General features: G+C 40.2%; 12 protein-coding genes and 2 pseudogenes. 3 read left to right on the forward strand and 11 right to left on the reverse strand.

Features of this window, described 5'->3' with window-relative positions:
- Positions 1–14: 14 nt before the first annotated feature.
- Both E0H79_RS08285 and csrA read left to right on the forward strand, forming a co-directional pair.
- A complete protein-coding gene (locus E0H79_RS08285; protein WP_004971586.1) occupies positions 15–1,295 on the forward strand; it encodes an aspartate kinase in 1,281 nt (426 codons plus the stop codon).
- A 250-nt stretch (positions 1,296–1,545) separates the two neighbouring features.
- On the forward strand, positions 1,546–1,800 hold the full coding sequence (gene csrA, locus E0H79_RS08290) for a carbon storage regulator CsrA (RefSeq protein ID WP_004971589.1): 255 nt from the start codon (positions 1,546–1,548) through the stop codon (positions 1,798–1,800).
- Between the two features lie 156 nt (positions 1,801–1,956).
- On the opposite strand, the gene rnhB is transcribed toward csrA, so the two are convergent.
- The gene (gene rnhB, locus E0H79_RS08295) at positions 1,957–2,538 is read right to left on the reverse strand and encodes a ribonuclease HII (protein WP_131261363.1); all 582 of its coding nucleotides are present in this window, start codon (positions 2,536–2,538) and stop codon (positions 1,957–1,959) included.
- Between the two features lie 94 nt (positions 2,539–2,632).
- Positions 2,633–3,019, reverse strand: coding sequence for a hypothetical protein (locus E0H79_RS08300; protein WP_004971594.1), 387 nt, complete (start codon positions 3,017–3,019; stop codon positions 2,633–2,635).
- Between the two features lie 511 nt (positions 3,020–3,530).
- On the opposite strand from E0H79_RS08300, the pseudogene E0H79_RS08305 reads away from it, so the two are divergent.
- Positions 3,531–3,966, forward strand: a pseudogene (locus E0H79_RS08305) (cytochrome b).
- A gap of 105 nt (positions 3,967–4,071) precedes the next feature.
- Here the strand turns inward: E0H79_RS08305 and E0H79_RS08310 are convergent.
- The 9 genes and pseudogenes from E0H79_RS08310 to E0H79_RS08355 all read right to left on the reverse strand — a co-directional run.
- Positions 4,072–5,073 (reverse strand): adenosine deaminase, encoded by a 1,002-nt coding sequence (locus E0H79_RS08310; protein WP_096901064.1) that lies wholly within the window; start codon positions 5,071–5,073, stop codon positions 4,072–4,074.
- A gap of 99 nt (positions 5,074–5,172) precedes the next feature.
- On the reverse strand, positions 5,173–6,495 hold the full coding sequence (locus E0H79_RS08315) for an NCS2 family permease (RefSeq protein WP_096901065.1): 1,323 nt from the start codon (positions 6,493–6,495) through the stop codon (positions 5,173–5,175).
- Positions 6,496–6,913: 418 nt separating this feature from the next.
- Positions 6,914–7,093, reverse strand: a complete 180-nt coding sequence (locus tag E0H79_RS08320; RefSeq protein WP_004971601.1) for a hypothetical protein — start codon at positions 7,091–7,093, stop codon at positions 6,914–6,916.
- Between the two features lie 116 nt (positions 7,094–7,209).
- Positions 7,210–7,746 (reverse strand): annotated as a pseudogene (locus E0H79_RS08325) (ABC transporter permease); the annotation flags it as partial.
- A gap of 376 nt (positions 7,747–8,122) precedes the next feature.
- Positions 8,123–8,965 (reverse strand): glycoside hydrolase family 19 protein, encoded by an 843-nt coding sequence (locus E0H79_RS08330; protein ID WP_228258779.1) that lies wholly within the window; start codon positions 8,963–8,965, stop codon positions 8,123–8,125.
- Positions 8,962–9,519: a coiled-coil domain-containing protein gene (locus tag E0H79_RS08340; RefSeq protein ID WP_131261356.1), complete on the reverse strand. Its 558-nt coding sequence runs from the start codon at positions 9,517–9,519 to the stop codon at positions 8,962–8,964. The genes E0H79_RS08330 and E0H79_RS08340 overlap by 4 nt, the downstream gene beginning before the upstream one ends.
- Positions 9,520–9,685: 166 nt before the next feature.
- Positions 9,686–10,411 (reverse strand): leucine-rich repeat protein, encoded by a 726-nt coding sequence (locus tag E0H79_RS08345; protein WP_131261357.1) that lies wholly within the window; start codon positions 10,409–10,411, stop codon positions 9,686–9,688.
- 2 nt (positions 10,412–10,413) lie between these two features.
- Positions 10,414–13,608 carry a phage tail protein gene (locus E0H79_RS08350; RefSeq protein ID WP_131261358.1) on the reverse strand — a complete coding sequence of 1,065 codons (3,195 nt, stop codon included), beginning with the start codon at positions 13,606–13,608 and terminating at the stop codon, positions 10,414–10,416.
- Positions 13,609–13,615: 7 nt separating this feature from the next.
- Positions 13,616–14,352, reverse strand: a 737-nt coding sequence (locus E0H79_RS08355; RefSeq protein WP_131261359.1) for a phage BR0599 family protein, incomplete at its 5' end; no start/stop codon positions are given.

Genomic DNA, 14,352 nt, shown 5'->3' on the forward strand with positions numbered 1-14,352 from the left:
TATATGGAACAACTATGGCACTAATCGTTCAAAAATATGGCGGTACCTCAATGGGTACTCCCGAGCGCATTTTAAATGTTGCTCGTCGTGTGAAGCGCTGGCATGATCATGGCCACAAAGTAGTGGTTGTCGTTTCTGCCATGAGTGGCGAAACCAATCGCCTACTCGCTCTCGCGAAAGCCATTACCGAAACCCCTGATCCGCGTGAATTAGACCAAATGGTGTCTACAGGCGAACAGGTGACGATTTCGATGTTAGCGATGGCGCTGAATTCTATTGGCGTTGCGGCAAAATCACTAACTGGTCGCCAAGTTGGTATTCAAACTGACAGCGCATTTACCAAAGCACGTATTGAAGCGATTAATACGGACGTGTTAACTGAAAACCTAGACGCGGGCCGTGTGATCGTGGTTGCTGGTTTCCAAGGGTTTGATGCTGAAGGTAACACCACGACTTTAGGTCGTGGCGGTTCTGATACTTCTGGCGTTGCACTTGCTGCTGCATTGAAAGCCGATGAATGTCAAATTTACACTGACGTAGATGGCGTTTACACCACAGACCCACGCGTTGCACCAAAAGCCAAAAAAGTAGATCGTATTTCTTTTGAAGAAATGCTAGAAATGGCTTCTTTAGGTTCTAAAGTATTGCAAATTCGTGCGGTTGAATTTGCAGGTAAATACCAAGTACCTTTACGTGTATTATCAAGTTTTGATAATGACAATGATGGCGCATTCGACGAAGATTTTAAACAAAATGTCGGCACACTCATTACTACTGAATTGGAAGACAACATGGAACAACCTATCATCTCAGGTATCGCGTTTAACCGTGACGAAGCAAAATTAACTATTTTAGGTGTGCCTGATGAGCCAGGTATTGCATCTAAAATCTTGTCACCTATTGGCGCTGCCAATGTTGAAGTTGACATGATCATCCAAAACGTAGAAGAAGATGGTACTACCGACTTTACTTTTACTGTAAACCGTGGCGAACTTGCCAAAGCAAAATCAATTCTTGAAGCAACCGCCAAAGAAATTGGTGCACGTGAAGTCGCTACACGTGGTGACATCGTGAAAGTATCTATCGTAGGTGTAGGTATGCGTTCACACGCAGGTGTTGCAAGCAAAATGTTTACTGCACTTGCAGATGAAGGCATTAACATTCTAATGATTTCTACTTCTGAAATTAAAATTTCAGTCATTATTGAAGAAAACTATTTAGAGCTTGCAGTACGTACTTTACACACTGTATTTGGTCTAGATCGTGAAAGCGGTGAGTCTAGCGCACGCGCTTAATACGCCCCTGTCAGAAAATGTAATTGTCTGACAAATTTTGCGAAAAAGTACAAAAAAATAGAGCCACTATAGTTTTTTTTATAGTGGCTCTGTTATATTGAGCAACATGCTTTCATAAATTTTGGCAGCGCTGTATCTTATAAAATAAATAATGATACGTTCCGTTAAAATTTACTGGTTTTTATTTGGTTGTGACTTTTAAATTGCTTTAAAAATCAATGCAGGTTTAGCATTTTGCAAGGAGATAAACATGCTGATTCTGACCCGACGTGTCGGAGAAACATTAATGATTGGGGACCAAGTCAGCGTGACTGTGCTTGGTGTCAAAGGTAACCAAGTTCGTATTGGTGTAAATGCCCCGAAAGAAGTATCGGTTCATCGTGAAGAAATCTATCAACGTATTCAACACGAGCGTGCCATGCATGAGCATTTGCAACATTTAGATCAAGATTATCAACCTTCATTTGAAGAAGATAACTACTCGCAAAATGACTTTAATCGTTAAACGATTAAGGTAATTGAATATAAAGCGGCTCATTTGCCGCTTTAAATTTTTCTGCTGAATGCTTTTTAAAAACTCGCATCATTTCAGAGTTGCTCGCTGATTCGAAGCATGTAAAGACTATTTTACAGGCAACTCAGCACAAGTTTTGCATGAAAATTACTGTGAGTTTTCCATTAACTCTAAAGCCTTACGCACAGGTGCAAAACTACGTCGATGTGCCGCAATTACACCATGCTGTGCAATGGCTTCAAAATGTGCTTTGGTTGGATAACCTTTGTGTTGAGCAAAACCAAATTGTGGAAATGCTTGATCAAGCAATACCATTTCACGGTCACGCGCCACTTTAGCTAAAATACTAGCTGCTGAAATTTCTGCATGCAATGCATCTCCCCCAACAACTGCGTCACAAGACATTGCTAAACCCTGCGGAATTTTATTGCCATCGACCAAGACATGCTCAGGTTGAATAGATAAGGCTTCCACCGCACGACGCATCGCCAATAACGACGCTTGCAAAATATTCAGTTCATCAATTTCGGCTGCAGATGCTTCTGCAATTGCCCAAGCCAAAGCCTTTTCCTGAATTTCAACAAATAACTTTTCACGCTTTTTTTCTGTCAGTTTTTTAGAATCATTTAAACCTTCAATCGGGTTATTCGGATCTAAAATAACTGCCGCAGCGACAACAGAACCCACTAAAGGCCCACGCCCTGCTTCATCTACACCTGCAATTTTCATCATCTTTTTCCAGAAAAAATAGGCTGAAATCTTCAGCCTATCTTACGATGCGAGTCACAACGCACCATTTTTAATTTTACAGAATCGGTAAAACTTATCTTACTGCTTCTGCCACACATGCATTAATGGTTCGAGATACTGCATTGCTCACAATGGTTGCACGTGCAGCAGGGTCAATTGCTGCAGTGGCTAAATCTACTGCAGTCACATTTTGTGGTGCTTTTTCACTAACACAACCACAAATTTCCGCTTGAACATTTTGCTTTTGCGTTGGTGTCATAACACGTGTCGCAGTGTGCCATGCAGGAATGTTGTTTAATTCAGTCACACACTTGGCATTAATTGCAATTTTAATCGCCGCCATACCCAATTGTTGAGTTGCTGTCGGTGCAGTTGTCGTTCCTGTAGTAGTACCTGTAGTGGTGGTACATGCAGATAAAACCAAAGCGATAGGTGCCAATACAGCGAGTAGTTTTTTCATGGATATTTCCTGTATTTAATATTCAAGTCATTTGAGTGAAACAATGCCGCTATTGTGCCTAAACTTGTTTGACGAAGGAATAGCTTTTTGCAATTTCTACATTCATGTGCTTAGGCTTAAGGCTAGGGGCTGTTGACAATTTTTCTATGTTTGCGACAACGCATATTTTTTAGCTGATATAAGGCATGAGGTAGGAAATTTAGTCATTCTAAATGACTGACTCATAACGCAATAGCAGCAAAAAATATGCTTGTCCTGAAAGGCTGTGGCTAAAACTTTCTCAGATTGCGTTATGAAACTTGGCAATAGTCTCGCTATTCCCTGCGTTTCATGCCTGATCTGCTCAGTTTTAGCCTACAGCGCAAACTATTTATGAAATATCAACAGCCCCCTCAAGAACGCTATTTTTTTTGCAGCGTTGCAGATTTTCAACACTCCGTTGCAGGTGGATACTTTTTTCGCTACATGCTGTTGTTTAGCATGCAAGCACACTATTCGCCTGAAACACAACATGAACAGTTCTCATTCATATTACACCCGTACCGCACAAGTTTTACATTGGCTCATGGCGATTATTTTTATTGGTGATTCGCTTATTTTGGCGTTACACCCACCCTGCGCCACAACTGCCTGACAGCATGTCACCGTTGATGAAAACACTAGCGCATTTAGGACATCTAGGTCTGTATTTTATGCTGATTGCGATTCCAATCACGGACTGTTTGTTTAGCTGGAGCGTGGGTAAACCTGTGCCTGTGTTGTATTTATTTGAAATTCCAGCCTTGGTGGATAAGAACCCCGAACTATTAGCAATTGTTAAACCTGTGCATACTTATTTGTCATGGTTTGCAGGGGCAATGGTGGTTGGGCATATGCTTGCAGCACTTAAACATCACTTTATAGATAAAGACGATGTATTGCGTAGTATGACGCAACAAGGTAAATAATTTTTAAAGCTTGAGTTTAAAGCGATTCAAATCGTTCTCCCACAAAAAAGCAGCTTAAATTAAGCTGCTTTTTTGTAGTCTAAGCTAATCTAAATTCAGTTTAACTCATCCCAATGCTTGAATTTGCTCAATCCATTTTTGCTTTTCTTCAGCCGAAATAAATGAAGCTTCAAAAGAATTAACCGCCAATTGTTTTAATTCAGCATTGCTTAAATCTAAAGCTTGGCTAATAGCAACAAAGTTATCATTCATATAACCACCAAAATAAGATGGATCATCTGAATTAACTGTCACTTTAACACCCTGCTGCAATAAACGGCGGATGTTGTGCTGTGCCATATCATCCACTACGCATAGCTTTAAATTACTCAATGGACAGACCGTGAGCGGCATTTTCTCTGCAATTAGACGTTGCATTAATACAGGATCTTCTTCAGAACGCACACCATGATCAATACGGTTTACTTTCAGTAAATCTAATGCTTCCCAAACATATTCGGCTGGCCCTTCTTCGCCTGCATGTGCCACGACTAAAAAGCCTGCTTCACGTGCTTTGGCAAAGACACGTTCAAACTTTGAAGGTGGATGTCCAACTTCGCTTGAGTCCAAACCCACTGCGATAATTTGATCTTTATAAGGCAAAGCCTGTTCAAGTGTGGCAAATGCTGCATCTTCGCTTAAATGACGCAAGAAACACATAATTAAATTTGAACTGATGCCTAATTTTGTTTGCGCATCATCACAAGCACGTTGTAAGCCATTAATCACGGTTGCAAATGCCACACCACGCTCGGTATGGGTTTGCGGATCAAAAAACATTTCGGTATGTACCACACGGTCTTCAACACATTTTTCAAAATATGCCCAAGCCAAATCGTAAAAATCTTGCTCATGCACCAACACTTGTGCGCCTGCATAATAAATATCTAAAAAAGACTGCAAGTTATGAAAGTTATATGCTTGTTTGACTTCTTCTACGGACTGATAAGGGATGTCTATTTGGTTGCGCTGCGCAATGGCAAACATCAATTCAGGTTCAAAAGTACCTTCAATATGCACATGCAATTCTGCTTTAGGTAATGCACAGATTAGCTCAAGTTGATTCATGTTCTGTCCTTTTTGCTATTTTATGGGAGAATATTAAAAAATTGATCAAAATAAAAAAGGGTGCAAACTGAGTTTACACCCCTTTTCAGTTTAAGAATATTAACCGCCAAACATGGCAAATTTTAATGCCCAAAGTGCAGCAATAATCCACACCATATAAGGTACAGACTTGGCTTTGCCAGTGAGTAGTTTAATCAGCGCATAGCTAATAAAGCCCATAGCGATGCCATCGGCAATAGAATAAGTAAATGGCATGAACACGACTGTTAAGAATGCAGGCACGGCTTCGGTGATGTCATCCCAATCAATATGCACAATGCCTTGAATCATCAACACACCCACAAATAACAAGGCAGGTGCAGTCGCAAAACCTGGTACCGATTGCGCAAGTGGTGCCAAGAACAAACAGGCAATAAACAACAAGCCAACAATCACTGCGGTTAAGCCTGTACGACCACCCGCTGCAACACCTGCAGATGATTCAATATACGGCGTTGTTGAAGATGTACCCAATGCCGCACCTGCAACAATTGCAGAAGAATCGGCAAAAAGTGCTTTTTTCAAACGGGGTAATTTACCATCTTGCAACAAGCCTGCACGGTGTGAAACACCCACTAAAGTACCTGTAGAGTCGAATAAATCGACTAAGAAAAATACGAAAATTACGCCAATTAAACTTGCTGTAAATAGACCTTCAAAGTCCATTTGCATAAAAGTAGGTGCAATAGATGGAATTTCACCAACCACACCTTTAAATTCGCTTAAACCTAAAGCTGTTGAAATAGCAGTCAGCACCAAAATACTGATGATAATTGCACCACGTACTTTAAAGTGATGCATTACTACAACCATTAAAAAGCCAAGTAGCGCTAACAGTACTGATGGTTGTTTTAAGTCACCCAAGCCCACCAAAGTCGCAGGATTATCAACAATAACACCTGCATTTTTTAGGGCGATTAAAGCTAGGAATAAACCAATACCACCGCCAATGGCTAGTTTTAATGACATGGGAATGGCATTAACAATGGCTTCACGGATTTTAAACATGCTAATGGCAATGAAAATAATCCCTGATACAAAAACTGCAGCCAAAGCCGTTTGCCAAGGCACACCCATGCCTAAACACACCGAGTAAGTGAAATAAGCATTTAGCCCCATGCCCGGTGCCAGTGCGATTGGGTAGTTAGCAACAATCCCCATCACTAGGCAGCCAATTGCTGCGGCTAAGCAGGTGGCGACAAAGACAGCTCCATGATCCATTCCTGTTTCAGATAAAATCATTGGATTGACAATAATGATGTAACACATGGTTAAGAAGGTGGTTACACCCGCCAAAATCTCGGTACGGAATGTGGTCTTGTTTTCGCTTAATTTGAATAAGCGCTCAAGCATTCCCGCTGAGGATGGATTAGGAGTCGTCATGACCTAGCCCCTGTAAATAAACTGAATTTGCAGTATGACTGAATTTTAAGTCAGCACTTAAAAGCCTGTGTTAGTTGCAACAATAGATTTGCCCAATAAGCATGTGAAATTACACAAAAGAGATAAACTTAATTCACAATCAAGCATTTGATTTTATCAAAATCAAAAATTCGGAATGCTAAATAAAAAAGCCGCATAAATTTTATGCAGCTTTGTTCATCTTTTTTTTACTTCAGTCACTCTCAAAAGTAATGCCTTTGAGTTGTGATGAAGCAGTTTCAATTGGCAAATTATACCATAGGGATTTTTTAAAAATTCTAGTTTTTTGAATTAAAGATAAAATTTTACGATAAAGTGAAGCACACAAAAGTGTGATGAATAAAGCAATTACCACACATTATGTTAGAAATTTCTACGCTTATTCTGTGACTTGCAAAATCTGTGGTGTAGCCGCTTCTGTTTTTTCTAGCGATAAATTTGCAGATTCAGTCAAAACTCGGTTCAGTTCTGCCTGCTTTCGCGTTTCCTCTTCCAAGTAAACGAGATAACCTAATAAAACGACCAACACCACCAAAACTGGCACAAGAATGTGTTTCATGTCATTTACTTTTATTGAACAATTTTCATACATATTAGCAAAAATTATGCTCGGTGTAACTCTTAATACGCCCCAGTCAAAATTTGTGCTTCAGCGATCAAACTCAATCTATTACATTAAGCCATTGTATGAATGGTATTTTTAAAACGTTTCCAAGATACATAGAAAAATGTTGTTGCAATTGCGATTAACCATAGAAAGGAAGGCCAGACCACATCCAATCCTGCATTTCGGTATAAAATTGCTTGCGCCAATGTTACAAAATGCATTGTCGTTGCAATCAACATGATATTTTGAATAATTTCTGGCATGCTTTCTCGTGGTGTACTTGCCCCAGACAACATTTGCAAGGGAATCAGAATAAGCATCATCAGCAAACCGAATTGCGGCATCGATTTAGACACGGTTGCCATATATATACCCATTGAGGTTGTTGCAAATAAGGTCAACAAGGCTCCAAAGAAAAATAACAGCAAACTTCCTTCTATGGGTACCTGTAATGCCCCCTGCACCACTACTTTTAAGCCTAAAAAAGCTGCTAAAAGCACCACAAGGCTCATCGATAAAACCTTTGCCAGCATAATTTCAAAAACCGTGACTAGCATAACCGTTAAATGCTTAATGGTGCCATGTTCTCGCTCACGAATCAGTGCACAAATGAAATGTGGAAAGAGGCTTCAAAGCTCTAGTGCAAAATAAGCCGAAAACTTACATGTGTACACCACTGTGTACATATTTTTAAACTATAAGCGAATTTATGTATCTTTAAGAAAAGCAATAAAAAAGCCCTAAATCGTTATAATTCAGAGCTTTATTACTTATATGAAGTTATGTAACAACATATAATTTTAATGTATTGGTAGGCATATCCAGACTCGAACTGGAGACCTCTACGATGTCAAAGCCAAAGTATTAACATTAAAATCATTATATTAAATTCTAACAGACGCAATTCTGTCGCAGAATAAAAATACTATAGCGCATTTTAAACAAAAAAAAAGAACCCTGATCCGTAGACCAGGGTTTTATTCACTTCTCGAGCGCATCTTCAAAAATTGCAGCATATCCAGCAACAAGTTTTGCTTTGTCAGTACCGTTAATGATACGACGTGCACCCTCGTAGTCTGTTTTCTGCAGATTGATGAAGTCATCCAGTTTTTTGTTTGTGAACCAACCTTCTTTAGAGCCGAGCACTAATATTTCGGCTGAAATGGTTGATTGCATCGCTAAGTCTGGATTCTTAATCAGCTTGCCACCAAGTCTAAGCTTTTGATCTGCACGCTCATAATTGACTTGCCACGTTAGCTGCACGTGCCCGCGTCCATACCAAGGCCAATAACGCAAATTCTTTTTACGCCAAGCCTCGCTCAGCCAATACGCTTCACGTACTGGCTCCATTGTTGCGTTTGTTTCATGATATGCAGTCGCAAGGATGTACGCGACTTGCTGCAAGTCCGTTACTTTGTACTTGTTCACGGCAAGCAGAATTGCATTGATATTATTCACATGCGTCTGTTTAAGTTTTCCCTTAAACAATTTGTCTCGCACATGATCGAAGCCTGCTTTGCTGAGCGCGATTGTATCTGCTGAGCTTGCACTCACAAACACCAGCGGCTGTACAAGACTTCCTTCTGGATGCAACTTTGGCTCTTTTTTTAGCCGCGCTAGCGTCATTGCAATAGCAACAATCCCCCCAATCCAAACACCCCAAGTATCGGGAATTTGATCTTTAATCTGTTGTGGAATATGATTCCATAAAACAACAAGCTGCTCAGAAAACAAAATTAGAAGCGTAAAAAAAGCGCTTAAAATAGCGCCAACTTTTACAGTTAAGTATTTATATGACTGCTTCCAGTCGTCAATCAATTTCATTTTTCCTCTCTCATATTTCGTTCATAAAGTTTGTTGCGGATTTCTTCAACCGTTCTTAAAAGCTGATCAGACTGTTTTTCAAGAACTTGGATGGACTGGCTGTTTGTCATTGCCTGAGCGTTTACCGTGTCTGTCTTACTCGTTTGAGTATTCCACGCGACTACAAACAAACCAGCCAAAAAAATGCCACCAAAGCGCACAAGATTAGTAATGCTGTCGATCTTGGTTTTACTTTCATGCAACACTCTGATCTGTGAATCCACCTCCTTAAATCTTGGCTCCACTTCATTCTTTAGCTGCTTGATCTCACTTTTAAAGTTTGACTTAGCTCGATCCAAGTCATCTTGCAGATTGTCACGCGTTTGAGTTAAGTCATTGCGGGTCTGCTGATGCTCTTTATTGAGCTGCTCCAACTGCATATTCATGCGATCAAGTTTTTGTGGCATCTCAGCGAGCTTGTCCATATTTTTAGATATGTCGTTGATCTTGTCTGAGATGGCAAGAAGCTGCCCTGCTGTTGCTACAGGTGGGTCTGTCGAGTAGTCATTTGGCATTGCGCCCCCTAAATTTTGGTAATAAAAAAGCACCTTTAATGGGTGCCTATTTAACAGTTTTGAGTTGTTTCTCTTCCTTTGTGCTAATTTCCCTCAAAGCAATGCCTGATTTCGTGAACGCTTGCTTCAATTTAAATTTTCACACTTCGATCTGAACTACATCTCATTAAATCGCCTGAATTCTAGCAGCATAAGCGGACCAGTTTGGGGCGGATTGATATGCTGCGACAGACCCTGCGGGAACTTTGAAAATACATGCAGCATTTAATGATTGAAATGATGTTGAAACAATTGATGGTGGAGTTGTTGCTCTAACAATTATCTCTAAACAAGATGACCATAATTGGAATGCGTTTCCAGCAATTGTTTGTATTGATGATGGCAAATCGAGAGATGACGCTGATGACCAACCCGAGAAACACACCGCGGGGATGTTAGAAATACCTTCTGGGATTACTAAACTTAACGCATTGCCCCAGCCTTGAAACGCATTATTTCCAAGTGATGTTAGCGATTGCGGTAGTAATAAGAATTTAGACTGAGCCCAATCTACAAACGCGTAACTACCGATTGATGTAACCCCTTCCGATATAGTCAATCCTGTGACCCGCCTCCATATCGAGCTGTTGCTTGAGTGTGACCTCATAGCATCTGAACCTATTGCTCCATTGATATTGATTGTCACATCTCCGATATTGCTAGGGAAGTTTTGAGAATCCCCTGAGAATGCGATCATTGCACTTTGCACTTGGCTTGGCGCAAAAATCTCAATAGTCTTTGTTGCTGCATCTTTTTCAGCAGTCACTGTAACTTTTTGTCCGCCAGTATAATTAGATGAAAAAGGGACTGTAAAGTCCCCATTTGCGTCCGCTACACCTGTATAAATAGCCATTCTTACTCCTGAATTTCAATTGTAATTGTTGCGCCCGCAACTGACTTTCCACTAATTGATGAACCATCAAACTGCATGTTTGCACGTAAAGCTTCATCAACATTAACTGTAATATCTGCAACTGGTACTGTGTTACCTGTAACGCTGCTGCCGTCAGTTGTTGCAGTCAAAATCAAGCTAGCTGACTCAGCAAAGAATGAATGTTCAAATACTTGATATGAGTCATACCCATCTCGCACAGACCATAATTTCAATGTATGTGGCTTATTTGGAATTAACACGCTAGACAGAATGGTTGCTGTATTGCCGACTATTCCACTTGCACTATCTAAAACAACATTTTCAGAACTTAATTCATAAGAATATGTTGTGTTTAATTCAGCATCGTCAGAAGCATCATAAAAATCAATAACTTGATTGGTTAAACGATTTCGACCAAGCCAAGTTAATACAATATTGTTTGTCGTGATAATGGTTTCAGGATAATAGACATTATTAATCTTCACATTTGCTGGTGGGTAAGGTCGAATTGCACGAGAGCGCATATAAACAGGCGCACTGCCAAGATGCTCTAGTTTGGAGCTTGGTGTAACCGTTAATGCAGATTCCCTTACATTCTGATCTGCCGAATATTCAGTTAGTGAGAATAATCCATCATCAGGATTGGATCGAAAAAAATACATGCCATTATCCCAACCCCTTGGAATGGTATCCAATGCACCGCGTTTAACGGTTAAGATGCTTGTTTCAATATCAAGCGATTCAACAATCATGAACTCATAAGAGCCAAATTCACCTGATAACCAAGTACCAACAACAATCAAGTCATTCGGATTCAAGTAATCTTCAATCTGTAAATTTTTGACAGTAATCTGTGTTGCTGTTCTTGATACTAATTGATCAAATTGACCGCTTGTAACAAACTCAGCGTTGCCATCAATAATCCAGCCATCTTCTGGTTTATCCACGTTTGCGGTTGTGATTTCAGCATATAGAGCATTCCACTGCGGTCTGCGATATGTTGAGAATGTAAAACCTACATCTGGATTATGCGCAAGCTCCTCATCAATTTTGCGCTGCCCGATATTTTGGATTGCAATGTAGTAAGGTGCTTCAAAAGTTTCACCAATTGCGGGCTTGGCAGGTTCGGCTTTTTCTTCAGTTGAATCATCAACCACAATACTTGTGTTCATCTCTCCCGAATATGGCACAACTTCTTCAAAATCAATCATCACCTCATTATTTAAGCCGTTGCCTAAATCAATTTTCATGATTCGAGCTAAAATTGTGCCTTGCCATTTTTTAGACCAAGTAATTTCTACCAAGTCATAGCGATTCCATTTTCGAGCTTCGCGCCATCCAGTTGTAAATGTGCCTTTCCACGCGGGTGTGGAGTATTGCTTCAACTTCCAATTCGCCACAATTTCAGCATTTCGCATATTCATAAAATATGGAAAATCAATGGATTCAGCATTTGCCTTGCCCATTGTTAAAATTGAGCCGTTTTCATAAACTGAGAAAGTTGAATTTTTGATGCGCTGACGGTCGTAATATGTGACGTTGAGTTGATTTACAATGTCATCACTATTCATGACTTCGAGTGACAAATCCTTGATCTTGTTTTCAGCAATAGCATGAATATCATCCTCACCAAACCAGTCATCACGGAATAAAACCATTTCATACAAGCCAGTTTGACGATTTACGCGGATTCCAGCTTCAATGTGATAGCAAAGCTCCTCAATTGCATCAATGCAAGATTTCTCATCAATTGCCCATGAGATACCCAGACCCTCATCCCAAATTCTATTGGCCGCTTTCATGAAATTAATATCATTTACATCAACTTCAGGTTTTGCCATTGCCGTATCATCTGTCAAAATTTCACGGATTTTGTGAATTGGATTTATATCATGCCCTGTTGATGAGAATACCCAACTATTATTATATTTTGTAAATTTTACGGATACCCCAGCAATAATCGAATATGTTTGCCCAGTTATTAGCTCTGGATTTTTCGACGACTGCCGCATAAATATATCCATTCCATCATTAAACAACCCTACAATTTTTCTATAATGCCGACCGTCGCCATCCTTGTATGTTGTGTCTGAGTAGACCAGTATTGGTTGTTCGTACAATTGACTTGTTTGTAATCCATTGTAAGTAAAAAGCATTTCAACTATAAAGTACCCGCTAATAACACTGGACTTATATAATGACAACTCCGCGACTCGCTCAGTACCAACACCTGTTTGCGCTCCAGTTAATCCAGTTATAAGGCTGCTAGATAGAAAATCCTCTCCTGAAGATGTTATTGCAGATGAATCTTTTTCTGAAATTTGAGATCCGTTTGTTGCAACACCGTGCCTAAATAGCACAGTCGATCCTATTGTAACTTTAGTTTTAACATCTTGACTATTTACCACATATGTGCGGCCAATCTCACAAACCCACGGTCTCGCCTCTGTTGATGCGTACCACTGCTCACGCCCATCATTTCTAACGCGCGTTCGCTTCACCCATAGCAACATCTCTTTCATGTAATTTGAGTTGCCGAAATAAAATGGTTGATCAATCGTATTGCCACGAAATACCAAATAAGACTGATACGGGTACGCAGAAACCAAGTCAAAATGCTGTTTGTACGCTAAATTTTGCTGTGGCTGTGGATAGCCAAATTCAATGTCAATATTCCCAACCACACCGCCTGCATCTTGCCCAAATAAGCTCGGCTTGTTTACTGGCAGCATATTAGAAGGGTGTTTTTCTGGGTCATGAATAATCCAACCGCGATTATCAAAATTAATCGCAATAAACTTCTCAATGCGATTCCCGATAAATGCTGCAAAGCTTGTGTAATAGCGGTATCCAGTGACTTGTGATGACTTGCCAATCCCTAAAAAACCACCTGATTTTTGCTTAATTGCTTCGCTTTTTTTATTCCACAAATCCGTGATATTTGGGTGGATGTGTGGGCTTCCTGCGATGTCACAAAAAGACACCCCTTCATCTGCTATTGTGCCGTCAATTTGGCTTGCCTTTGGGCGGTTTTTCTTCTGCATTTTGCGCATTTGAATATAGCTGTAAACACTAAACACAAGAGCAACAACCGCAGCGACAGCCATCCAAACGATTGATTTCGTGGTTTCAACTTGCGAAAAATCATAATTCGCTAAAATAACTTCTATATTCATTGCTGACTCACTTAATAACTTGCGTTTCTAATGGATTCTCAGTCGGCATATTCGGATGCCCGCCATAACGCAAATGATTATTAAATTTCTCGTGACAGGTTTTGTGCGATTGGTCACAACCAGGCGCAACTCGTACCACATCACCGACTTTCAAGCCGATATGTTGGCGATACAATCGAGAGCTATTGCTTCCACTGTTAATGATGAATGTGTAGACGCCATCTTTTTGCAGCACACCTCGATTAAGCCATCCCGCAGGATATGTTTTTACTTCCATCACTGGATCGCCATCTACATAAGTCGGATTGCCTTGTCCATCCAAAACAGGCTGCCCAAATTCATCTAACACTGGCACCTGTTCAAAAACAGGATTGCCGCTTTCATCAATAACTTGAGTCGGGTTCACTGTGTAAGAAACATTCAGCCCATCAATTGCAGTTACAGTCACTTCAAACGACCATTCGTTAAAATCCAATCCGCAAAACTTGTCGTAAATGTTATTCATGCACGTACGCTGATATTTTCGAGTCAAAATCTTGCGACGCATAAAACTTTCAGAAGTTGAGCAAACTAGCGTCATGGTGTTGTCACGATCACTAAATTTAGGCTGCGTCACTCGCCCTTTAAACAACACAAGCGACTCACCCGCATCTAGCTCAATCAATGTGAAATACACCGATTCAAGATAAATCTTGTTTAAAAAAACTTGAGTAAAGCTCTGTTCTTGCTCGTTGTTTAATAAGT

The organism is Acinetobacter sp. ANC 5045, assembly GCF_004331005.1.
Classification (GTDB): Bacteria; Pseudomonadota; Gammaproteobacteria; order Pseudomonadales; family Moraxellaceae; genus Acinetobacter; species Acinetobacter towneri.

Excerpts from the sequence above, each read along its gene's own strand:
- E0H79_RS08300 (WP_004971594.1), bottom strand. The coding sequence starts at position 3,019 with ATGAAAAAACTACTCGCTGTATTGGCACCTATCGCTTTGGTTTTATCT.
- E0H79_RS08340 (WP_131261356.1), bottom strand. The coding sequence starts at position 9,519 with ATGCCAAATGACTACTCGACAGACCCACCTGTAGCAACAGCAGGGCAG.
- E0H79_RS08285 (WP_004971586.1), top strand. The coding sequence starts at position 15 with ATGGCACTAATCGTTCAAAAATATGGCGGTACCTCAATGGGTACTCCC.
- E0H79_RS08345 (WP_131261357.1), bottom strand. The coding sequence starts at position 10,411 with ATGGCTATTTATACAGGTGTAGCGGACGCAAATGGGGACTTTACAGTC.
- E0H79_RS08330 (WP_228258779.1), bottom strand. The coding sequence starts at position 8,965 with ATGAAATTGATTGACGACTGGAAGCAGTCATATAAATACTTAACTGTA.
- E0H79_RS08350 (WP_131261358.1), bottom strand. The coding sequence starts at position 13,608 with ATGAATATAGAAGTTATTTTAGCGAATTATGATTTTTCGCAAGTTGAA.
- E0H79_RS08320 (WP_004971601.1), bottom strand. The coding sequence starts at position 7,093 with ATGAAACACATTCTTGTGCCAGTTTTGGTGGTGTTGGTCGTTTTATTA.
- E0H79_RS08310 (WP_096901064.1), bottom strand. The coding sequence starts at position 5,073 with ATGAATCAACTTGAGCTAATCTGTGCATTACCTAAAGCAGAATTGCAT.
- E0H79_RS08315 (WP_096901065.1), bottom strand. The coding sequence starts at position 6,495 with ATGACGACTCCTAATCCATCCTCAGCGGGAATGCTTGAGCGCTTATTC.
- csrA (WP_004971589.1), top strand. The coding sequence starts at position 1,546 with ATGCTGATTCTGACCCGACGTGTCGGAGAAACATTAATGATTGGGGAC.
- rnhB (WP_131261363.1), bottom strand. The coding sequence starts at position 2,538 with ATGAAAATTGCAGGTGTAGATGAAGCAGGGCGTGGGCCTTTAGTGGGT.